We start from the raw sequence: 21,286 nt of genomic DNA, 5'->3' as shown, positions 1-21,286 counted from the left end.
GGGGACAAATTGGACGCGGCCTGGCTGGCGCGGCGGATCGCGGACCCGAGCGCGCGCGGCATCGCCGCCGCCCTGACCGACCTGATCAGGGAGGGCAGCGTGGCTCCGCAGACCCGCCTGCCCACGGTGCGCGGCCTGGCCAGGGAGCTGCGGGTCAGCTCGGGGACGGTGGCGGAGGCGTGGTCGGAGCTGCGCAGGCACGGCATGATCCGCACCGACCGCCGCCGGGGCACGGTCGTGCTGGGCCCGCCCGACGTGCCCCGCCCCATCCGGTACGAGCGGCTCGGCCACTGGGGCGACCGCCTGGCGATCGACCTGACCATCGCCTCGCCCGACGCGGCGCTGCTGCCGCCGCTGGAGGCAGCGCTGATCGCCGCCGCCTCCGCCGACGGGCTCAACGACTACGCCCGCGCCACGATCACGCCGCGCCTGCGCGCCGCCGTGGAGCCGTCCTGGCCGTTCCCCGCGCGGAGCTGGCTGGCGGTCGGCGGCGGGTACGAGGGCGTCCAGCTCCTGTGCCAGACCACGGCCCTGCCCGGCGAGCGGATCGCGATCGAGGAGCCGACCGCGGCCCGGCTGCTGGACATCCTGGAGACGATCGGCGTGGAGCTGGTCCCGGTCGCCTGCGACGAGGACGGCCCCGTCCCCGCCTCGCTCGCCAAGGCGCTGCGGGCCCGGCCCGTGGCGTTCGTCTACCAGCCGCGCGGCCAGTCGCCCTGCGGCCACGCCGTCACCCAGGAGCGCTCGGCCGAGCTGGCGGCCCTGCTGGAGCCCACCTCCACCCTCATCGTGGAGGACGACGGGATCGGCGAGCTGTCGGTCTCGCCGATGGTGAGCATGGGGGCGCGCTTCCCCGACCGTACGGTGCTGGTGCGGTCGTACTCCAAGTCACACGGCCCCGACCTGCGCATCGCGGTGATCGGCGGGGCGGCGGACGCGGTGGAGCGGGTCCGCGTGCTGCGCAGCTTCGGCACCGGCTGGACCAGCCGGATTCTGCAGGACACGCTGGCCCACCTGCTCGGCGACGCCGAGGTGCGCGACGGCGTCACGCGGGCCCGCGCGGTCTACGCCGAGCGGCGGGCGCGGCTGGCGGCGGAGCTGGCCGCGCGCGGCGTGCGTACGGGCGGCAGGGACGGCCTGGTGCTGTGGGTCCCGGTACGCGACGAGCCGGCCGCCCTGGTGACCCTCGCCGCGCACGGGATCTCGGTCGCCCCCGGCAGCCGGTACGTCATCGGCCCCGCCGCCTCCCCCCACCTGCGGCTGGCCACCGCCAGGCTCACCGACGACCCGGACGGGCTGGCCGCGCTGGCCGACGTGATCGCACTGGCGGCCACGGGCGGGCAGCGCCTCAGCTCCTCGACTTGATGCCGGTGATGCGGCGGAAGACGTCCCACCAGAACGGCGCCCCGAACAGCAGCGCCACGTAGGTCAGCAGGAAGCCCGGCCAGTGGCTCGGCGTGGAGATCCGGTCCCACCACAGGCCGCCGTTCCAGTGGACGCTGGGCTCGCCCTCGGCCGGGATCGACAGGCTGACCATGGCCTGGCCCATCATCTTGACCAGGGCGGGCTGGCTGAGCGTCTCGGTGACGCACGGCACCGGGTCGCCGCCCGTGCACCGCGCCTTCAGCTCGTCGTACGCGTCGGGCCCCGCCTCGGCCACGGCCGTCACCGAGGCGCGGAAGGCGTTGTCGCGCAGCAGCGTCTTGGCGTACTCCAGGCCGTCCATCGAGAACAGCAGCGTCACGCCGACGCCGAGCACGGCCACGACCCATTTGACGTAGCGCCTGTACAGCATGGACAGCCGCTGCATCTCGCCGTCGAACCAGATCTCCACGCCCTGCCGGAACCGGTCGAGGTCGCGCTGGGCGCTCTCCCAGATGCCCTTGAGGTGGCCGTACAGGGGGCTGTCGATCTCCTTCAGCCGGGCGAGGAAGCGTTCGACGTCGCCGTCGTCGGTCGCGGCCAGCTCCATCACCGCGACGGCGAACCGGCCCGGCGGGATGTTCGAGATGCTCGTCCTGCCCCGTTTGGCGTGGTCGATCTCCCTGACCCGCTCGTAGAGCAGCTTGATCATCGAGTCGCCGGCCTTCGTCTCGGGGCCGGGCAGGCTGCCGGGTTCGGAGGGGGCGGGCTGGTCGCTGTGCCGGGGGCGCGGATCGCGCAGGAACGGCAGCACCCTGAACACGTCGGTCACCCGGGCCGGCAGCCACGACCCGGTCTTCGCGTCGGCGCCGTCCAGGGTGTCCCTGAGGTAGGCCCACAGGAACTTGCTGCGGATGGACAGCACCCGCACGAACGCCTCGTTGATGCCGCTGACGAGCAGCGACAGCAGCAGGAACGACACCACCAGGCCGAGGGCCAGATCCACGTAAACGGATAACACCGCGCATTGATACACCCACCAGGCGTGGTGGCGCAACGATCAGGCCCGATGATCAAGCCCGATGATCAAGCTCCATAGAACACCCGGTCCATCACCTGGCGCGCCCGCCGGGTCACCCGGCGGTAGTCGTCGAGGAAGTCCTCCGACCCGTCGGGCGGGTAGCCCAGCGTCTGGGCGATCAGCTTGCGCTCGCTCGAGTCGGGCGGCACGCTGTCGCCCGGACGGCCCTTGACCAGCATGATCGCGTCTCGGACGCGGGAGGCGAAGCGCCAGGCCTCGGCCAGCACCGCCTCGTCGGCCGGGGCCAGCAGCCCTTCGGCGACGGCCGCGCGCAGCGCCTCCAGGGTGCGGGTGGTGCGCAGGGAGGGCGTCGTCCCGGCATGGCAGAGCTGCAGGAGCTGCGCGACCCACTCCACGTCGGACAGCCCGCCGGGGCCCAGCTTGGTGTGCAGGGCGGGGTCGGCGCCGCGGGGCAGGCGCTCGGCCTCCATGCGGGCCTTGAGCCGCCTGATCTCGCGTACGGCGTCGTCGGGCAGCCCGTCGGCGGGGTAGCGCAGCTCGTCGATCATCGCGGTGAACGCCGCGCCCAGCTCGGGGTCGCCGGCCGAGAAGCGGGCGCGCAGCAGCGCCTGCGACTCCCACGGCGACGACCAGCGCGCGTAGTAGGCCCGATAGGAGGCCAGCGTGCGCACCAGCGGGCCCTGCCGGCCCTCGGGCCGCAGGTCGGGATCGATGATCAGGGGCGGGTCGGGGGCGGGCAGCGACAGCAGCCGGCGCACGTCGTTGGCCACGGCGAAGGCGGCGTCGGTCGCCTCGCGCTCGTCGACGCCCGGCAGCGGCGAGTGCACGAACATGACGTCGGCGTCGCTGGCGTAGGAGCACTCCATGCCGCCGAGCCGGCCCATCGCGATGACCGCGAACGAGGTCAGGTGCCGTGCCTTGCCGGCGGCGGCGTCGAGCGCGGCCTGCAGGGTCACGTCGGTGAGCTGGGACAGGGCGTCGCCGACGGTCTCGATGTCGATGCGGCCGAAGATGTCGGCCACGGCCGTGCGGAACAGCTCCCTGCGCCGCAGCCCGCGCACGGCGGCGACGGCGGTCGCGGGGTCGCCCTCGTGCCGGGACACCGCGGCCGACGCCTCGCCGAGGAGCGAGTCTTTCGGGCGTACGGCCAGCTCCTCGTCCGAGCCGAGCATCGCGACCGCGTCGGGGGCGTGCATGAGCAGGCCGGTGGCGTAGCGGCCGGTGCCCAGGACCCGGGCCATCCTGGCCGCGACCGCGGTCTCGTCGCGCAGCAGCCGCAGATACCACGGCGTGCTGCCGAGCTTGTCGCTGACCTGCCGGAACCCGAGCAGCGCCGCGTCGGGGTCGGGCGTGTCGGCGAACCAGCCAAGCATGACGGGCAGCAGCGTCCGCTGGATCGCCGCCCGCCTGGACACCCCCGTGGACAGGTTGGCGATGTGGCGCAGCGCCCCGGCGGGATCGACGTAGCCGAGCGCCTCGAGCCTGGCCTTGGCGGCCGTGGTCGACAGCCGCGCCTCCGACTCCCGCAGCCGCGACACGGCCTGCAGCAGCGGCCGGTAGAACAGCTTCTCGTGCAGCCGCCGCGCCTCCATGGCGTGCCGCCGCCACCGGGCCGTGAACTCGCCCACCGGGTCGGCCTGCATCCCCAGCGCCCGGCCCAGCCGGCGCAGGTCGGCCTCGTCGGCGGGCAGGACGTGGGTGCGCCGCAGCCGGTGCAACTGCAGCAGGTGCTCGACCTGGCGCAGGAACGTGTAGGCCTCGGCCAGCCCCTTCGAGTCGTCGCGCCCCACGTAGCCGCCCCGCGACAGCGCGGCCAGGGCCGGGAGCGTGGCCTTGCGCCGCAGCAGCGGGTCGAGCCTGCCGTGCACGAGCTGCAGCAACTGCACCGCGAACTCGATGTCGCGCAGCCCGCCGGGGCCCAGCTTGAGCTGCCGCTCGCCCTCGGCGCGCACGTGCGCCTCGACCCGGCGGCGCATGGCCTGCACGTCCTCGACGAAGTGCTCGCGGGTGGCCGCCGTCCACACCATCTCGTTGACGGCCTCGACGTAGGCGGCGCCCAGCTCCAGGTCGCCCGCGACGGGCCGGGCCTTGAGCAGCGCCTGGAACTCCCAGGTCTTGGCCCAGCGCCGGTAGTAGGCGAGATGGCTGGTGAGCGTGCGCACCAGCGGCCCGGAGCGGCCCTCCGGCCGCAGCCCGGCGTCCACCTCCCACAGCGACCCCTCGGGGGTGGTCGCGGTGCAGGCCCGCATCATGGCCTGGGCCAGCCGGGTCGCGGAGCGCAGGGCCTTGGCCTCGTCGGCGCCCTCCCGCGGCTCGGCGACGAAGATCACGTCGACGTCGCTGATGTAGTTGAGCTCCCTGGCGCCGCACTTGCCCATGCCGACGACCGCCAGGCGCACCTCCTCGGCCTCCACCTCGGTCCGCGCGATGGCCAGCGCGGCCTCCAGCGCGGCGCCGGCCAGGTCGGACAGCTCGGAGGTGACCTCTCCCAGCGTGGCCTCGCCGGTGAGGTCGCGCGCGGCCAGGTGGAGCAGCCGCCCCCGGTAGGCCACGCGCAGCGCCACCAGCGTGTCCGTCCCCGTCGCGCGCGGCTCGGCCTCGTCCGGTTCGGCGCCGACGGCGCGCAGCAGCCCGGCCCTGGCCTCGCCGAGACGCGGCTCGGCCAGCAGGGCCATCTGGCCGGGGTGGCGGACGAGGTGGTCGCCGAGGGCGGCGCTGACGCCGAGCACGGCGAGGAGCCTGGACCTGAGGTGATCGTCGTGGCGCAGGAGGTCGAGCACGGCGGGCTCGCGCTCGACCAGGCGGGTCAGGGAGACCAGCGCCTGGTCCGGATCGGCCACGTCCACCAGTGGTTCGAGGAGGTCGCCCAGCTCTGCCGGGGCGGCGCGGACGAGCTGGGCGGCCCTGGCGCCGTCGGCGAAGCCGAGCTTGGCGAGCCTCGCCGCGGTGGATTCGATCCTGGGCACCCCTCCATCTTGACAGCTCTCTCCCGGTTCGCCGTAGCATTAAACGCAACGTTGCGTTGCGTTTCTTGGAGGCGAGATGGTTCCGGCGACGGTGACATGGGGATTGCTGGCCGCGTGGGCGGTGCACGACGCCGAGGAACTGGCGACCATGGCGGGCTGGGCCCGCAGGGCGCGGCCCCGGCTGGAGGAGCGCTTCCCCGGGGTGCCGTGGGAGCGGCTGGAGGTGTCGCAGCGGCACGTGAACGTGGCCATCGCTCTGATGGGCGGGGTCATGGCCGGGGCGGCGGCGATGGGGGCGCGTACGGGCGGGCGCAGCCCGGTGTTCCAGGCGGCGCTGGCCGGGTTCGGGCTGCACGGGGTGGGCCATCTGGTGCAGGCGGCCGTGACACGGGGGTACACGCCGGGGGCGGTGACGGCGCCCGTGGTGGTGATCCCGTACTCGGTGTGGGCGTGGCGGCGGCTGCGGCGGGCGGGGGTGCCCGTGCGCTCCGGGCCCGCGAGCACGGCGGCGCTGGCGGCGTTCCCGCTGGTGCTGGGTGGCGTGCACGCGGTGGCGCACCTGGCGACCAGGCGCCGCCCGCACGCCACGACCCCGAACCAGAACCCGGCCCCCGCCCCGAACCCCGCCCCGAACCCCGCCTCGACCTCGACCTCGACCTCGACCGAAGGCTCGGGCGCGGGCTCGCGCCCCGGCTTGGACCTCAGGCGCCGGCTCTGACGACGGCCGCGAACGCCTCCGCCATCGGGCGCCAGGCCGCCACGAGCCGGCTCTCGGCGGCCTTGACCTCGGTGTTGAGGTCCTCCGCCGCGTCCAGGTCCGACTCCGCGGTCCAGGAGGCGAAGATCTCCGGCGTGGCCTCCGGGTGGAACTGCACCGCCCACGCGGCCTCGCCCAGGCGGTAGGCCTGGTTCGGGTACCGGGCCCCGGTCATCAGCGGCACCGCGCCCTCGGGCAGTCGCGTCATGGCGTCCTGGTGATACTGGACGGCCACCGCCGTCCCGATCCCCGCCAGCAGGCGGTCGGAGGCGGCGGCGGGCAGCGCGCTCACCTCGCACAGCCCCACCTCGAGGCCGTTCCCGCCGCGCTCGACCGTCCCCCCGCAGGCCATGGTCAGCAACTGCGCGCCCAGGCAGACGGCCAGCGTGGGGACGGCCTCGTCCACGGCCCGGCGCAGCAGGTCGCGGGTGGCGGGCTGCCAGGGGCTGCGCTCGTCCTCCCAGGCGGCCGCCGCGCCGCCGAGCACGATCAGCCCGTCCGCCGGCCGCGCGGGCACCTCCTCGCCCAGGTACGGCCGCACGACCTGGCAGGGTAGCCCGAGCCAGCCGGCGAGGTACCCCAGCCCGGCCTCGGCCTCGTGTTCGATGACGGTGATGCGCATATGTGCGATTATCCGGAACTTTCCCTACAAATGGCACATACAGCCCCCACCACAATCCGGCCGTTTGTCCCTAAGCTCCGTTCATGAGCATCGAGTTCGAGGATGTCGGCGGCCAGCGGATCGCCCGGTTCGGGACGGGGCCGCGGCTGATCATCGCCGTGCACGGGATCACCGCTTCGCTGATGGCCTGGGGGGCGGTGGGGCGGCGGCTGCCCGACGGGTGGTCGCTGGTCGCGATGGACCTGCGCGGGCGCGGGCACAGCGCCGCCATGCCGGGCCCGTACGGGCTGCCCCGGCACGCCGAGGACGTGCTGCGGGTGGCCGAGCACGTCGGGGCCGGGCCGGACGCGGTGCTGACGGGCCACTCGATGGGCGCGTACGTGGCCGCGCTGGCGGGCGCCCGGCGGCCCTTCGCGCGGGTGGTGCTGGTGGACGGCGGGCTCCCGTTCCCGCCGCTGCCCGAGGGCCTGGACCCGGACGCGGCCCTGGAGGCCACGCTGGGCCCGGCGCTCGCGCGGCTGCGGCAGACGTTCGGCTCCCCCGAGGCGTACGTCGACTTCTTCAAGGCGCACCCGGCCTTCGCCGGGCACTGGAACGACGACGTCGAGGCGTACGTGCGCTACGACCTGACCGGCCCCGAGGGCGGGCTGCGGTCGCGGGTCGTCAGCGAGGCGGTGATGGAGGACGGGCGGTGGATGCGGCTGGAGTCCGCCCGCATCGGCGCCGCGCTGCAGGCCATCACCTCGCCGCTGACCCTGCTCAGGGCGCCGCGCGGGCTGCTCGACCAGGAGGTCGGCCTGCTGCCTGACGACCTGGCCCTGCCGTGGGCCGCCCGGCTGCCCGGACTGCGCGACGAGGTGGTCCCGGACTGCAACCACTACACGATCCTGTTCGACGACCACTGCGTGTCGGCCGTCGTGGACCGTCTCACCGCCTGACACCCGTTTCGCCCCCGGGCTTGCCAGGCACGCCCTAGCGACCATACGTTTGACTTGTCAGCAATACGAACGTATGGGTGGCAATACATGCGACCGGTAGAGGATCTGACGGCGAAGGCCCGGATCAGGGACACGGCCCTGCGGCACTTCGCCGAGCACGGGGTCAAAGGGGCGACCCTGCGGGCCATCGCCGACGACGCCGGAGTGTCGCTGGGCCTGGTCCAGCACCATTTCGGGGCCAAGGAAGGGCTGCGCGACGCCTGCGACGCGTACGTCGTCGCCTACATCAAGCAGGAGGTGGAGGAGGGGATCGACAAGGGACGGCTGGACGACCCCTCCTTCGTGGAGCAGACGAGGCTCGGCTCGCCCCTCGTGCTGCGCTACCTGGGCCGGGCCCTGGTCGACGGGTCGCCGACGGCGGCGGGCGTCTACGACGAGCTCGTGGCGGTCACCGAGCGGTTCCTGGCCGGACGCGACGACGCGCGCGGCCACGCGGCCGTGTTCACCACCATGCAGCTCGGCATCTACGTCCTGCACGAGCACCTGTCCAGGGCCCTCGGCACCGACATGTTCACCCCCGAGACCATGTCGCGCGTCGGCTCGGTGCTGCTGAACATCGTCTCCCCCGAGTTCGTCGGCCCCGACCTCATCGACCGGGCCCGCTCGGGCCTCGACCGCTACACCGCGGGCAGGGAGGCCCAGGATGACTGACGTCCTGCTGATCGAGGAGCTGCGCAAGTCGTTCGGGCGGGCCCGTGCGCTCGACGGGCTGAGCATGTCCGTCGCCGCGGGCGAGGCGCACGGCTTCCTGGGGCCGAACGGCGCGGGCAAGACCACGACGCTGCGGGTCGTGCTCGGGCTGCTCAGGGCCGATTCGGGGACGGTGCGGCTGCTCGGCGGCGATCCCTGGGCCGACGCGGTGACGCTCCACCGGCGCCTGGCGTACGTTCCCGGTGATGTCACGCTCTGGCCGAACCTGACGGGCGGCGAGATCATCGACCTGCTCGGCCGGCTGCGCGGCGGCCTCGACCCCGGCCGACGCGCCGAGCTGATCGACGCGTTCGAGCTCGACCCGGCCAAGAAGGGCCGCGCCTACTCCAAGGGCAACAGGCAGAAGGTCGCGCTCGTCGCGGCGCTCGCCTCCGACGTCGACCTGCTCGTCTTCGACGAGCCCACGTCGGGGCTGGACCCGCTGATGGAGGCCGTGTTCCAGGAGCAGGTGGCCCGGGCGCGCGGCCGGGGCGCGACGGTGCTGCTGTCGAGCCACATCCTGGCCGAGGTGGAGACGCTGTGCGACCGGGTGACGATCATCAGGGCGGGACGGGCGGTGGAGAGCGGCACGCTGGCCGAGCTGCGCCACCTGTCGCGCACGTCCGTCTCGGCCGACCTCGCCGCCCCGCCCGGCGGCCTGCCGGACCTGCCCGGCGTGCACGACCTCCACCTCGACGGCACGCGCCTGCGGTGCCAGGTGGACCCGGGCGGCCTGGACGACCTGCTCGCCACGCTGGCCAGGCTCGGTGTGCGCGGCCTGACCAGCCGCCCGCCCACCCTGGAGGAGCTGTTCCTGCGCCACTACGAGGGAGCCCGGCGATGACCGGCCCCATGACCGGCCCGATGACCGGCCCTCTCACGGGAACCGGCGCGCTGATCCGGCTGATCCTGCGGCGTGACCGGCTGCTGCTGCCCGTCTGGGTGACGGTGGCCGCCCTCGTCCCGTACGGCGTCGCCTCCGGCGCCGCGTCGCTCCACACCACGCCCGAGGCCCTGCGGCGATACGCGGACGAGGCCATGGGCAACCCCGCCCAGGTCGCCATGCGCGGAGTCGTGTACGCGCCCACCCTGGGCGGCGTGACGGCCTGGGGGGCGGGCATGTCGGGAGCCCTGATCGCGGCGCTGGCCGGTCTGCTCGTCGTCATCAGGCACACCCGCGCCGAGGAGGAGACGGGCCGGCGCGAGCTGCTGGGCTCGACGGTGACCGGGCGGCACGCGGGCCTGACGGCGGCCCTCACCGTCGTGCTGGGCGCCAACCTGGTGGCGGCCGTGCTCCTGGCCGCCGGGATGATCGGGCTCGGGCTGCCGGTGGCGGGCTCGTTCGTGCTGGGCCTGTCCACGGCCGGCGTCGGGGTGTCCATGGGCGCGGTCGCGGCCGTGGCGGCCCAGCTCACCGTGGGCAGCGGGGCGGCCAGAGGGCTTTCGTTCGCCGCTCTGGGGGCGCTGTTCCTGCTGCGGGCCGTGGGCGACGCGCGCGGGTCGTGGCCGTCGTGGGCGTCGCCGTTCGGGTGGGCCCGGCTGAGCCAGGCCTACACCGGGGACCGGTGGTGGGTGCTCGCGCTGTTCGCCGCCTTCTCCGGGGTGCTGACGGCGGTGGCGTACCGGGTGGCGGCGCGGCGGGATCTGGCGGCCGGGCTGCTCCCCGACCGGCCGGGCCCCCGTACGGCGGCTCCGGCGCTGCGTGGGCCGCTCGCGCTGGCCTGGCGTACGCACCGGGGCCCGCTGCTGGCGTGGACGGCCGGGTGCGCGGCGGTGGGGGCGTTGCTGGGCGGCGCGGTCAGCGGGGCGCGGGAGCAGATCTCGGGGCTGTTCCCGGGGCCGGACGCGCTGTTCACGTTCAGCCTGCTGGTGCTGAGCCAGGCCGTGGCGGGCTACGCGGTCTCGGCGGCGCTGCGCCCTCGGGCGGAGGAGCGCGACGGGCTGGCCGAGCTGCTGCTGGCCGCCGCGCCCGGCCGTACCCGCTGGGCGTTCGCGCACCTGGCCTTCGCGGTGGCCGGGCCCGCCCTCATGCTCGCCGCCGCCGGAACCGCGCTCGGCCTCTCGTACGGGGCCGCGACCGGCGACATCGGCGGCGCGCTGCCCGCCCTGCTGGGCACCGCGCTGCTGTGGCTACCCGCGGTGTGGGTCATGGCGGCCCTGGCGACGGCCCTGCTCGGCCTGCTCCCCCGGGCCGCGGCGGCCGTCGCCTGGGCCCTGCTGGGAGCGTTCCTGCTGGTGGAGCTGGCGTTCGAGTTCGGCCAGGTCGGTGAGACCGTGCTCGGCCTGTCGCCGTTCTCGCACATCCCCAAGCCGCTGCTCGGCGCGCCGCTGGACCTGGGGCAGCCGGCCGCGCTGCTGGCGATCGCCGTCGCCCTCGCGGCGGCCGGGATGGCGGGGATCCGCCGCCGCGACATCACCGCCTGAGCCCGCCGGCCCACGAGAAAGCCCCTGAGCGCCTCCCCGGAAGGGGGCTCAGGGGCCGTGGTGCCCGTGTCAGCGTGGAGCGATCCACGTCGCGCGGGCGGCGGCCACCAGGGTGCCGTCCGCCTCGTAGATGGCGCTCTGGCCGAACATCTTGCGGCCGTCCTGGCCGGTCGGGCGGGCCACGACCGAGTAGCGCCCGCCGGGGTGGACCGGGCGGTGGATCTGTACGGTCAGCCGCCCGAGCAGCGCCGTCTCACCGGGGCCGAAGTGGGACCAGCCGGTGATGCAGTCGAGGACCGCGCCCACGATCGAGGCGGGCACGCCGTCCTCACCCGACACCGTGAACGGGACCCGCCAACCGGCCGCGACCAGGTCCGTGCCCTCCACCGGGCCGGGGAAGATGCGCAGGCCGTCACCCGGCTCGCGCAGGCCGCAGGCGAAGCACTCGGCGAACGGGTGCGCCTTCAGGCCGACGAACCCGGCCTCGGCGCGGGCCGCGTCGTTGAACGGGACGAACCCCGGCCCCTCCAGCTCCTCGGCCACGGGGATGGCCTCCACCAGGAGGCGGTCGCCGTGCGACAGGGTCGCGGTGTTGGCCACGTGTTCGAGGCGCAGCTCGGTCTCCAGCGGCGTGGGCGCGTGGAGCGTGACCTCGACGGCTGATCGACCACCGTTCAACGTCTCCGCCATGGTGCCCGCGATCCAGCCGCCGTTGGCGACGCCCACGGGGCCACGGAAACGCTCGGGAACGGTCAACACGGTCTGCAGGGCAGCCGTCGTCATGCCACACCCTCCCATATCGCCTCATGAGGCGCAAAGTCCGGAAATATCATAAAGAGCAGACCAATTTTACTGGACGCCCGTTTTGCCCGGAGGCGGGGGGTCCACATTGATCACTCGATACCACTCCATAACGCCTCGAAGGGGCACGAAACTTCCCACCCTGAGTATCGGAACGCTACGCGCCGCACATCGCACGCATGTGACTCGGGGGTCAGAAGCAACGAAAATCGGCCTCACTCCGAACCGCTCAGGGAGTGAGGCCGATCAAGGCGTCAGCCGTACCCTATCCCGGGTTTCCGGCCTGCCGCGACCAATCCCCTGATTCCGGGCCGGGAGCCTTTGGAACGATTCGGACAAATGTGACGGCCGGTACTGTTGGGTGACGCGGCAGGCGTCGCAGACTGAGCGGCATGGATCGGCTGACCTCCTGGGAGCGCCGTACGAGCGGGGTGCTCCTCATCATCGGCACAGGCTTCCTGCTCGGCTGGGCGGTCCCCGTCCTCGTCCCCGGCCTGCCCGGCCCCGCGCAGACCGCGTTCTGGTACCTCCAGGTCCTGACCTGGATCCTCTTCACCGCCGACTACCTGATCCGCGTCGCCCTGGCCCCGCGCCGCCTGCGCTTCCTGATCAGGAACATCCCCGCCCTCCTGGTCGTCCTGCTCCCCCTCCTGCGCCCGCTCTGGCTGCTGCGCGCCCTGCTGCTCCTGCACGTCATCGCCGAGCGGGTGCAGCTCCCGCTGCGCCTGCGCGCCGTCGTGTACGTCAGCGGCACCGCCCTGTTCATGGCCATGGTCGGCAGCATCGCCGTCCTGGACGTGGAGCGCGGCGACCCCGACGGCAACATCAAGACGATCGGCGACGCCCTGTGGTGGTCGCTGGCCACGATGACCACCGTCGGCTACGGCGACCGCTTCCCCATCACCCCCGAAGGCCGGCTGGTGGCCGCGGGCCTCATGATCGCCGGCATCGCCCTGCTCGGTGTCGTCACCGCGGCCATCGCCTCCTGGTTCGTCGAGCGGTTCGAGCGCACGGCCGCCATGGAGCGCCGCACCGAGGCCGAGATGGCCCAGATCGCGACCGAACTGGCCGAGTTGCGCAAGGTCATGAACGAGCTCGTCCAGGCCCAGGGCCTGCTGCGCGACCAGGTCGCCACGCTCGCCCCCCGCCACTCCCCCTGAGCCGGGTGCGCGTTCCGGTCCGTCGTCGGAGAGGCTGGGGGCGCGGCCTATGCTGGCGCGGCGAGGGATACGACGGCGAGATTGCGGGGGTGGCCTGTGCACGGGGCGAGGTTGCGTTACCCATCGGGGTCCCTGGTGATCCTGACCGGGCTGCCCGGCGCGGGAAAGACCACCCTGCTCCAGCGTCTTTACGGCCTGCACGGCGCCGAGAGCCTGCCCGTCATCGCCGGCGCCGCCGTGGTGATCGACTCCGCCCAGGCCAAACAGCACTGGCACGGCAGGCTCACCTGGGCGCCCTACCCGCTGCGCCGGGCCGTGGTCTTCGTCACCCACCTGACCCGCATCCGCCGGGCCCTGACCCGCGGCCACTCGGTCGTCGCCCACAACCGGGGCTGCGGCCCGTACGTGCTCAAGGGCTTCGCCTGGCTGGCGCGCCGCCACGGCGCGGGCTTCCACCTGCTCCTGCTCGACGCGCCGCCCGAGGTGGCGCTGCAGGGGCAGCGGATCAGGGGGCGGGTGGTGGCGCCGCGGACGTTCGCCCGCCACCAGCGCAGGTGGGGCGGGCTGGTCACGCGGGTCAAGGGCGGCGATCCGGCCCCCGCGACCGGCGCCCACATCATCGACAGGGCCGCGGCCGGGCTGCTCGAGGCCATCGTGTTCGACGAGGCCCGCGCCGGCGGACGATCTCAGAGCGGCAACCGGTAGGCCGCTCACGCGCGGCGGAGGTCGATCCGGGCAGATGCCGTTCGTGTAGGGGGTGAGAACCCACGGAAGGGAAAGCCCATGAAGCAATACGTTCTCACCATGTACCAGCCCGACGGCGAGCCGCCGGGACCCGAGGTCCTGGGCCCGGTCATGGAGCGGCTCAACGCCCTGGAGACGGAGATGAAGGCGGCCGGCGTGTGGGTCTTCTCCCGCGCGCTCCAGCCGGCCGGCCAGGCCGTCGTCGTACGGCTGCGCGACGGCGAGGTGCTGAGCACCGACGGCCCGTACACGGAGGGCAAGGAGCACATCGGCGGCTTCACGATCATCGAGGCCGCCGACCGGGACGCCGCGCTCGCGTGGGCCCGCAAGATGGCCGCGGCCGTGGCCCTGCTGCCCGTCGAGGTCCGCGAGTTCCAGGGCTGACGACGAGCTGGGAGCAAGGGCTTCGCCGTCACCGCCCAGGTGACGGCGAAGCCCCCGGCGTCACAGGACCGGCAGGTAGCGGCCCAGCTCGAACTCGGTGACGTGGCGGCGGTATTCGCGCCACTCGCTGCGCTTGTTGCGCAGGAAGAAGTCGAAGACGTGCTCGCCCAGCGTCTCGGCCACCAGCTCGCTCTGCTCCATGACCGCGATCGCGTCGTTGAGCGAGCCGGGCAGCGGCTGGATGCCGAGGGCCCGCCGCTCGGCGCTGGTCAGCGTCCAGACGTTGTCCTCGGCGGCGGGAGGCAGCTCGTAGCCCTCCTCGATGCCCTTGAGCCCGGCCGCCAGGATCAGCGCGAAGGCCAGGTAGGGGTTGCACGCCGAGTCGAGCGAGCGGAACTCGATGCGCGTGGAGCCGCCCTTGTGCGGTTTGTACATCGGCACGCGGACCAGGGCGGAGCGGTTGTTGTGACCCCAGCACACGTAGGACGGGGCCTCACCGCCCTGGCCCGCGATGGCCTCGGCGCCGCCCCACAGCCGCTTGTAGGAGTTGACCCACTGGTTGGTGATGGCGGTGATCTCGGCGGCGTGCTTGAGCAGCCCGGCGATGAACGAGCGCCCGATCTTCGACAGCCGGTAGTCGGTGCCTGCCTCGTAGAAGGCGTTCCTGTCGCCCTCGAACAGCGACATGTGCGTGTGCATGCCGGAGCCCGGGTGCTCGGTGAACGGCTTGGGCATGAACGAGGCCCAGATGCCCTGCTCCAGCGCGACCTCCTTCATGACCAGGCGGAAGGTCATGATGTTGTCGGCCGTGGTGAGCGCGTCGGCGTAGCGCAGGTCGATCTCCTGCTGGCCGGGCGCGCCCTCGTGGTGGCTGAACTCGACGGAGATGCCCATCGACTCCAGCATCATGATCGCCTGACGGCGGAAGTCGTGGCCGGAGCTGTGGGGCGTGTGGTCGAAGTAGCCGCCGGAGTCGATCGGCTCGGGGCGCTGGCCCGGCTCGGGACGGTTCTTCAGCAGGAAGAACTCGATCTCCGGGTGGGTGTAGAACGTGAAGCCCATGTCGGCGCACTTGGCGAGCGTGCGCTTGAGCACCCAGCGCGGATCGGCGTGCGACGGCGAGCCGTCGGGCATGAGGATGTCGCAGAAGATGCGCGCCGCGCCCGGCGTCTCACTGCGCCACGGCAGGATCTGGAACGAGGCCGGGTCGGGCTTGGCCAGCATGTCGGACTCGTAGACGCGGGCGAAGCCCTCGATGGCCGAGCCGTCGAATCCGATGCCCTCGGCGAAGGCGCCCTCGAGCTCGGCAGGCGCGATGGCCACGGACTTGAGGAAGCCGAGCACGTCTGTGAACCACAGCCGGATGAACCGGATGTCGCGTTCCTCGAGCGTGCGGAGCACGAACTCCTGCTGGCGGTCCACAGTGTCCCCTCGTTCGACGGAAAGTACAGGCTATGTACCAGCATGCCGTGTCCGTGTTTCGCACACGTTACGGGGGGTGCCGGTGCGAGCCTCGCTGACAAAGCCCCCCGCCCCCACTTACTGTGATCACGCAGTCAGTCTCGGGGGAGGCATTGGTGGCTATCGACCTGCTCAATCACAAGCTCGATCGGGCGTTCGACCACATCGACGCGGGCGGCAACGGCGTCGTCGAGCGTGAGGACCTGCTGGGGCTGGGCGCCCGCATCCTGGTGGGCTTCGGGGAGTCCCCCACCTCGGTCACCGGGGCGAGTCTCGTGGACAGCTTCGACGGCATCTGGTCCACGTTGTCGCAGGCGCTGGAGCGCGACGGCGACTCCGGCATCGCGCGCCCGGACTTCCGCAGGGCCATGACGGCGGCGTTCGTCACGGGCGACCACTACGAGCAGGTCTTCAGGCCGGCCACGGTGGCGGTGGCGGAGCTCTGCGACGGCGACGGGGACGGCGAGATCGGGCCGGGCGAGTTCCGGACGATGCTCTGCGCGTTCGGGGTCGCCTACGACGACGTGGACGAGGCGTTCGACCGGCTCGACCGGGCGGGCAAGGGGGCGCTGACGGTCGACGACCTGGTCCTGGCCGCCGCCGACTACTACCTCAGCGACGATCCCAACGCCGCCGGCAACTGGCTCTTCGGCCCGCTGTGAAGACTCGTCAGAAGACTCCCGTGAAAGCACCGGCGAAGGCCCCCGTGACGGGGACCGAGAACACCGTGAACACGACCGTGTTCGCCACGGTGCGCACCGCGCTGCGTTCGGCCCTGACCTCCCTGCTGCCACTGCCGCGCAGGGGTGTCCCGGCCGCCCAGGCCCTGCTGCCGCTCACCGAGCGGGTGCCCGCGATGGCGGCGCCCTGCCGGATGCATCCGGCCGTGTACGCGATCGAGGCCGCGGTCATCGACTGGGCCAGAAGGACCGGGCTGCGGGCCGACCCCGGCGTCGGCTACCACCGGATGGCCGGCCGCGCGTTCGCCGAGTTCGACGCCGCCGCGGCGGCGCTGTTCGCGCAGTGGCTGACCTGGCTGTTCCACCTGGACGACGAGCTGGACGAGCGGTCGGGCCCGCTGGAGATCTTCCACGGCATGCTCAAGGGCAGCTCGCGCCATCCGCTGGAGGCGGCCTTCGCCGACCTGTGGCGGGTGACGAGCGTGCGGATGAGCGACCGGTGGCGGGCCAGGTTCGCGGTCGGGCTGCAACGGCAGTACGACGCCTGCCGCACCGAGGCCGACAACCGGGCGGCGGGGCGGATGCCGACGCTGGAGGAGTATCCGGAGCTGCGCAGGGGCACCGTCGGCCCTTACCTGTACGACCTGGTCGAGCCGTGCCTGCGGGTCGAGGTGCCGGCGTGGATGCACGAGTCGGAGCCGTGGCGGCAGCTCGTGGACGCCTGCAGCGACGTCACGGCCTGGTGCAACGACGTGGCGTCGCGGCCGAAGGAGCGCGGTGACGTGCACAACTTCGTCGTGCTCGCGATGCGCCAGCTCGGGCTGGGCGAGCGGGAGGCGACCGCCTGGGTGCTGGACCGGATCGCCGCGCGCTGCCAGGACATGTGCAAGGCCGCCAGGCGGCTGCCGCTGCACGACCTGGAGCCGAAGGAGGCGAGAGACGTCAGCAAGGTCGCCTGCGCGTACCTGGCCGCGCCGCGCGCCCACCTCGACTGGCTCCTGGAGTCCAAGCGTTACGCCTGAGCGAGCACGTCCCCGGTGGGGGTGCGGCGGTAGACGACCTGTTTGCCGACGCGCATCCCCACCGCGAGACCGCCGCCGCGCAGCACGCCGAGATGCTGGCTGACCGCGCCCGGCGTGAGCGCCATGCGGGTGGCCAGCGCGGAGGTGGTGGCGGGCTCGCCCAGCGCGAGCAGGATCTGGGCCCGGGTCCTGCCGATCAGGGCGGCGAGCGCGCCGGGCGCGGGCAGCGGGCCCTGCTCCCACAGCGTGCCGACGCCCTGGACCGGATAGACGAGCATCGACTGGTACGGCGCCGTGATCACCCCCACCGCCGGCCAGTAGAACGCGCTGGGCACCAGCACCAGGCCGTCGCCGTGCAGCCCGCCCGTGTGGCACCAGGGCCGGTCGACGAGCAGCCGCTCCCCCGTCCACGTCACGGCCGGATCGAGCCCGGCGAACAGCTCCCTGGCCCCGCCCTGGGCCAGTTGCCGCGACCGGCGCAGGACGTCGCGCTCGAGCAGGGCGTACACCTGGGGCCAGAACTCGGCGAAACCCGCCTCCCAGTACGCCTCCAGCGCGTCCGCGACCCTGGCCACGCCCGCTCCGGGGTCGGCGGCGAACCGCGCGATCACCGCCGGGTCGGTGCCCTCGACCGACGTGGCCTCCGTACGGGCCCGCTCCGGGTCGGTGCGCCTGACCCGGTCGAGCTCGGCCGCGAACTCGGGCATCGGCGTGTCGGGCGGCGGGGTGATGAAGTCGGCCAGATAGCCGCTCGGCGGCACGAGGGCGAACAGCTCGGCCAGGTCGAGGGCGTCCAGCCGGGGCCGGACGGCTTTGAGCCAGGGCAGGTGGATCGACTGCCTGGCGGGCTGCTGGAGGGTGCGCAGGCTGGCCACGAGCTCCCACATCGGGGAGAAGGCGAACCGGATGCGCGCCACATCCTCCGGCCTCAGCACCCAGGTTATGGACATCCTTTTAGTGTGCGCTAAATCGTTCGCGCCACCAAAGCGGACATCTCACCCTTTACCGTGTGTCGAACGCAATCGTGGAGAAGCCGTCGTTCCTGAAGTCCCAGGTGGGCGGGCTGCCCCGCCCCTTCTGGGCCCTGTGGGGCGGCACGCTGGTGAACCGCCTGGGGACCATGGTCATCCCCTTCACCGGCGTCTACCTGACCCAGAGCCGCGGCCTGTCGCTGGCCGCGGCGGGCCTGGTGATGGGCGTGTTCGGGGCGGGCTCGCTGCTGTCGCAACTGGTCGCGGGCGTGCTGACGGACCGGATCGGGCGCCGGGCCACGCTGTCGGGCGGCATGCTGGCCACCGCCGTGATGATGCTGGCGCTGGGCTACAGCACCACGCTGCCGGCGATCGTGGCCTCGATGTTCCTGCTGGGCCTGGTGATCGACGTCTACCGGCCCGCCTCCACGGCGCTGGTGGCCGACCTGGTCTCGCCCGCGGAGCGGCCCCGGGCGTACGGGCTGCTGTTCTGGGGGATCAACCTCGGCTACGCGGTAGGCATGACCGCCGGCGGCTGGCTGGCGGGGGTCGGGTTCATCTGGCTGTTCTGGATCGACGCGCTGTCGGGCGTGGTCTTCGCCGTGCTGGTGTGGCGGGCGGTGCCCGAGACCAGGCCGCGGGCGCGGCACTCGGCCGGCGGGTTCGGGCTCGTGCTGCGCGACCGGGTCATGCTCGGGTTCACGCTGGTGATGCTGCTCGACGCGCTGGTCTACGGGCAGACGATGACCATGCTGCCGGTGGCGATGACCGAGGTGGTCAAGCTGACCCCCGGGCAGTTCGGCCTGGCCATGGCGCTCAACGGGGTGCTGATCGTGCTCGTGCAGCCGCTGGTGTCGGGGTGGCTGGGGCGCCGGGACCCCGCCCGTACGTTCGCGCTCGGGATGGCCGTGATGGGGGCCGGGTTCGCGCTGACCGCGTTCGTCTCCAGCACGCTGGGGCTGGCGGTGACGATCGCGATCTGGACGGTGGGCGAGATCATCACGGCGGGCATCCCCGGCGCCGTCGTGGCCGCGCTGGCGCCCGCCGAGCTGCGGGGGCGCTACGCGGGGCTGTCCGGGTTCGCGTGGTCGCTGGCGGCGGTGCTCTCGCCGCTGATGGGCGGTGCGCTGCTGGAGATCGGCCCGCGTACGCTGTGGTTCACAATGGGCGGGGTGGGTGTCCTGTCGGCGGTCGGGATGTTGCTGCTCGGGCCCGCGATCAGGCGGCGCTGACCTGCGCCGAGGCGCTGTTGAGAAAATTTTGATCGGACGTTGGCGGCTGCCCGATAATTTCCACCCAGCCACGAGGCGGGAAGGACGGGTGGGATGCGCCGCGCGAGTCCGGCACCCGGCACGTCCAGGGCCGTGGCGATCGGCATCGCCACGGTCGCCGTCGTGCTGGAGCTGGCCGACATCTGGGTGACGGCGCGACTGCCGCGCTCCCCGTACACGCCGCTGCCCTTCGCGCCCGAGGACATGGCGGGCACCGCCTTTCCCGTCTTCGGCGCGATCCTCGTCCACAGCAGGCCGCGGCTGGTGATCGGCTGGCTGCTGTGCGCCGGTGGGCTGAGCGCCGCGGCCAACATCCTGTCGGCGAACCTGTTCCGGCTCCTGGACGGCGACCCGTCCCACGGCCGGCCGATCATCAACCTGACCTGGCAGGTGCTCCAGCTCACGCTCGGCGTGCTGCTCCCGCTGCTCTACCCGGCGGGCCGGCTGCTCTCCCGGCGCTGGCACGCGGTGACCGCGCTGGCGGTCGCGGGGATGGCGCTCGACTGGGTGGCCGTGCTGAGCGGGCAGCGGGCGCTGCGGGAGCAGGCGCACTGGATGGTGTCGGCGGCGATGGCGCTGGCGTTCCTGTCGCTGGTGGTGCGGTTCGGGCGCGGCGACGCCGTCGAGCGGCGCCAGCTCCTGTGGCTGGTCGTCACGCTGCCGGGGCTGCTCGTCCCGTGGATGCTGGGCGACCCGTTCTGGTGGCTCGCCACCCTGGCCATCCCGCTGATCCCGGCGGCGATCGCGGTGGCCGTGCTGCGGTATCGCCTGTTCGGCATCGACACGCTCATCAGCAGGGCGCTGGTCGGCACCGGGCTGGTGATCGTGGTCACCGGCGTGTACGTCGCGGTGAGCGCCGCCTCCAGCCTGTTCCTGGCGGAGGTGGAGCCCATCGCGGGGATCGCGGCGGCGGTGTTCGCGGGCGCGGCCTTCCAGCCGATCAGACGCCGGCTGCAGCGCGGCGTGGACCGGCTCCTGTACGGCGGCACCGGCGTGCCCGGCGCGCTGGCCCGGCGGCTGCGGCACCGGCTGCAGCACGCCGACCCGGTGCACGGCCTGCTGTCCACCCTCGACGTGCTGCGCGAGGGCCTGTCGGTGACGGGCGTGGCGGTCGAGATGGACGGCACGACGACCACGTCCGGAAGCGTCGGGCCGGCGGGGGCGGCCCGGGTGATCGCGCTCGTCTGGCACGGGGAGCCGGTGGGGCTGCTGCTCGTCGGGCCGACGGACCGGCGCAGGTTCCCGGCGGCGCACGACGAGCGGGTGATCGCGACGCTGACGCCGTACATCGCCGACGCGGCGCACGCCGTCCGGCTGACGGCCGCGCTGCAGCGCTCGCGCGAGCGCATCCTGACCGCGCGGGAGGAGGAGCGGCGGCGGCTGCGCCGCGACCTGCACGACGGGCTCGGGCAGTCGCTCAGCGGCATGGCCATGTCGATCAACGCCGCGCGGCTGACCATGCGCACCGCGCCGGAGCGCGCCGACGTGCTGCTGGCCGAGCTGCGCGCCGGCATGGACGCGGTGAGCGGGGACATCAGGCGGCTCGTGTACGGCCTGCGCCCGCCCGCCCTCGACGAGCTGGGCCTGGCGGGGGCCGTGGCGGAGCTGGCCGGGGGGCCGATCGAGGTGTCCGGCGACATGGCGGGGCTGCCCGCGGCGGTCGAGGTGGCCGCGTACCGGATCGTCCAGGAGGCGCTCACCAACGCCCGCAAGCACGCCGGAGCGGCCCGCGTCACGATCGTGCTGGCCCGCGGCGACCGCCTGCGGGTGACCGTCGCCGACGACGGGCCCGGGATCGCGCCGGACGCGCGGCCGGGCGTCGGGCTGGGCTCGATGCGCGAGCGGGCGGCCGAGCTCGGCGGCACCTGTGAGGTACGGGAGGCCGAAGGAGGGGGCACGATGGTGCACGCCGAGATCCCCCTGTGAGATTT

At 73.4% G+C, this 21,286-nt stretch carries 19 protein-coding genes; 13 read left to right on the top strand and 6 right to left on the bottom strand.

Translation table 11 applies throughout. The features are described from left to right. Positions 1 to 9: 9 nt before the first annotated feature. Complete coding sequence (locus AB0I15_RS06790) at positions 10 to 1,365, top strand: PLP-dependent aminotransferase family protein (protein WP_358091180.1); 1,356 nt, start codon at positions 10 to 12, stop codon at positions 1,363 to 1,365. Here AB0I15_RS06790 and AB0I15_RS06785 read toward each other — a convergent pair. Together AB0I15_RS06785 and AB0I15_RS06780 are read right to left on the bottom strand one after the other, a co-directional pair. Continuing rightward, positions 1,349 to 2,383 (bottom strand): hypothetical protein, encoded by a 1,035-nt coding sequence (locus tag AB0I15_RS06785; protein ID WP_358091178.1) that lies wholly within the window; start codon positions 2,381 to 2,383, stop codon positions 1,349 to 1,351. The genes AB0I15_RS06790 and AB0I15_RS06785 overlap by 17 nt on opposite strands. Positions 2,384 to 2,448: 65 nt before the next feature. Continuing rightward, a complete protein-coding gene (locus AB0I15_RS06780) occupies positions 2,449 to 5,370 on the bottom strand; it encodes a bifunctional [glutamine synthetase] adenylyltransferase/[glutamine synthetase]-adenylyl-L-tyrosine phosphorylase (protein ID WP_358091176.1) in 2,922 nt (973 codons plus the stop codon). A gap of 91 nt (positions 5,371 to 5,461) precedes the next feature. On the opposite strand from AB0I15_RS06780, the gene AB0I15_RS06775 reads away from it, so the two are divergent. Continuing rightward, the gene (locus tag AB0I15_RS06775) at positions 5,462 to 6,088 is read left to right on the top strand and encodes an HXXEE domain-containing protein (protein WP_358091174.1); all 627 of its coding nucleotides are present in this window, start codon (positions 5,462 to 5,464) and stop codon (positions 6,086 to 6,088) included. On the opposite strand, the gene AB0I15_RS06770 is transcribed toward AB0I15_RS06775, so the two are convergent. Then, positions 6,072 to 6,749, bottom strand: coding sequence for a type 1 glutamine amidotransferase (locus tag AB0I15_RS06770; protein WP_358091172.1), 678 nt, complete (start codon positions 6,747 to 6,749; stop codon positions 6,072 to 6,074). The genes AB0I15_RS06775 and AB0I15_RS06770 overlap by 17 nt on opposite strands. Before the next feature lie 83 nt (positions 6,750 to 6,832). On the opposite strand from AB0I15_RS06770, the gene AB0I15_RS06765 reads away from it, so the two are divergent. From AB0I15_RS06765 to AB0I15_RS06750, 4 genes are all read left to right on the top strand, one after another. Beyond that, positions 6,833 to 7,687 (top strand): alpha/beta hydrolase, encoded by an 855-nt coding sequence (locus AB0I15_RS06765; protein WP_358091170.1) that lies wholly within the window; start codon positions 6,833 to 6,835, stop codon positions 7,685 to 7,687. Positions 7,688 to 7,774: 87 nt separating this feature from the next. After that, entirely contained in the window at positions 7,775 to 8,398 is a 624-nt protein-coding gene (locus AB0I15_RS06760; protein ID WP_358091168.1) for a TetR/AcrR family transcriptional regulator, read from the top strand. Further along, positions 8,391 to 9,281, top strand: a complete 891-nt coding sequence (locus tag AB0I15_RS06755) for an ABC transporter ATP-binding protein (RefSeq protein ID WP_358091166.1) — start codon at positions 8,391 to 8,393, stop codon at positions 9,279 to 9,281. Before AB0I15_RS06760 ends, AB0I15_RS06755 begins: the two co-directional genes overlap by 8 nt. Then, positions 9,278 to 10,861: a hypothetical protein gene (locus AB0I15_RS06750; protein WP_358091164.1), complete on the top strand. Its 1,584-nt coding sequence runs from the start codon at positions 9,278 to 9,280 to the stop codon at positions 10,859 to 10,861. The genes AB0I15_RS06755 and AB0I15_RS06750 overlap by 4 nt, the downstream gene beginning before the upstream one ends. A gap of 69 nt (positions 10,862 to 10,930) precedes the next feature. Here the strand turns inward: AB0I15_RS06750 and AB0I15_RS06745 are convergent, their stop codons facing one another. Next, positions 10,931 to 11,644 (bottom strand): hypothetical protein, encoded by a 714-nt coding sequence (locus AB0I15_RS06745; RefSeq protein ID WP_358091162.1) that lies wholly within the window; start codon positions 11,642 to 11,644, stop codon positions 10,931 to 10,933. 410 nt (positions 11,645 to 12,054) lie between these two features. On the opposite strand from AB0I15_RS06745, the gene AB0I15_RS06740 reads away from it, so the two are divergent. The 3 genes from AB0I15_RS06740 to AB0I15_RS06730 all read left to right on the top strand — a co-directional run bounded on the left by AB0I15_RS06740 (position 12,055) and on the right by AB0I15_RS06730 (position 13,950). Next, positions 12,055 to 12,822: a potassium channel family protein gene (locus tag AB0I15_RS06740; RefSeq protein ID WP_358091160.1), complete on the top strand. Its 768-nt coding sequence runs from the start codon at positions 12,055 to 12,057 to the stop codon at positions 12,820 to 12,822. 111 nt (positions 12,823 to 12,933) lie between these two features. Next, a complete protein-coding gene (locus AB0I15_RS06735) occupies positions 12,934 to 13,527 on the top strand; it encodes an AAA family ATPase (RefSeq protein ID WP_358091158.1) in 594 nt (197 codons plus the stop codon). A gap of 78 nt (positions 13,528 to 13,605) precedes the next feature. After that, on the top strand, positions 13,606 to 13,950 hold the full coding sequence (locus AB0I15_RS06730) for a YciI family protein (RefSeq protein ID WP_358091156.1): 345 nt from the start codon (positions 13,606 to 13,608) through the stop codon (positions 13,948 to 13,950). Positions 13,951 to 14,010: 60 nt separating this feature from the next. On the opposite strand, the gene AB0I15_RS06725 is transcribed toward AB0I15_RS06730, so the two are convergent. Beyond that, the gene (locus AB0I15_RS06725; protein WP_358091154.1) at positions 14,011 to 15,372 is read right to left on the bottom strand and encodes a glutamine synthetase family protein; all 1,362 of its coding nucleotides are present in this window, start codon (positions 15,370 to 15,372) and stop codon (positions 14,011 to 14,013) included. Between the two features lie 155 nt (positions 15,373 to 15,527). On the opposite strand from AB0I15_RS06725, the gene AB0I15_RS06720 reads away from it, so the two are divergent. Both AB0I15_RS06720 and AB0I15_RS06715 read left to right on the top strand, forming a co-directional pair. Further along, complete coding sequence (locus AB0I15_RS06720) at positions 15,528 to 16,073, top strand: hypothetical protein (RefSeq protein ID WP_358091152.1); 546 nt, start codon at positions 15,528 to 15,530, stop codon at positions 16,071 to 16,073. Between the two features lie 20 nt (positions 16,074 to 16,093). Beyond that, a complete protein-coding gene (locus AB0I15_RS06715) occupies positions 16,094 to 17,113 on the top strand; it encodes a terpene synthase family protein (protein WP_358091150.1) in 1,020 nt (339 codons plus the stop codon). Here AB0I15_RS06715 and AB0I15_RS06710 read toward each other — a convergent pair. Further along, complete coding sequence (locus tag AB0I15_RS06710; RefSeq protein WP_358091148.1) at positions 17,104 to 18,063, bottom strand: DUF5937 family protein; 960 nt, start codon at positions 18,061 to 18,063, stop codon at positions 17,104 to 17,106. The genes AB0I15_RS06715 and AB0I15_RS06710 overlap by 10 nt on opposite strands. A 59-nt stretch (positions 18,064 to 18,122) precedes the next feature. On the opposite strand from AB0I15_RS06710, the gene AB0I15_RS06705 reads away from it, so the two are divergent. After that, positions 18,123 to 19,316, top strand: coding sequence for an MFS transporter (locus tag AB0I15_RS06705; protein ID WP_358091146.1), 1,194 nt, complete (start codon positions 18,123 to 18,125; stop codon positions 19,314 to 19,316). Positions 19,317 to 19,409: 93 nt separating this feature from the next. After that, a complete protein-coding gene (locus AB0I15_RS06700; protein ID WP_358091144.1) occupies positions 19,410 to 21,281 on the top strand; it encodes an ATP-binding protein in 1,872 nt (623 codons plus the stop codon). Positions 21,282 to 21,286 lie beyond the last annotated feature (5 nt).

Origin of the sequence: Nonomuraea sp. NPDC050643 (genome assembly GCF_040654715.1) — a bacterium.
Lineage (GTDB): Bacteria > Actinomycetota > Actinomycetes > Streptosporangiales > Streptosporangiaceae > Nonomuraea.
This window is presented reverse-complemented; position numbering and strand designations above follow the sequence as displayed.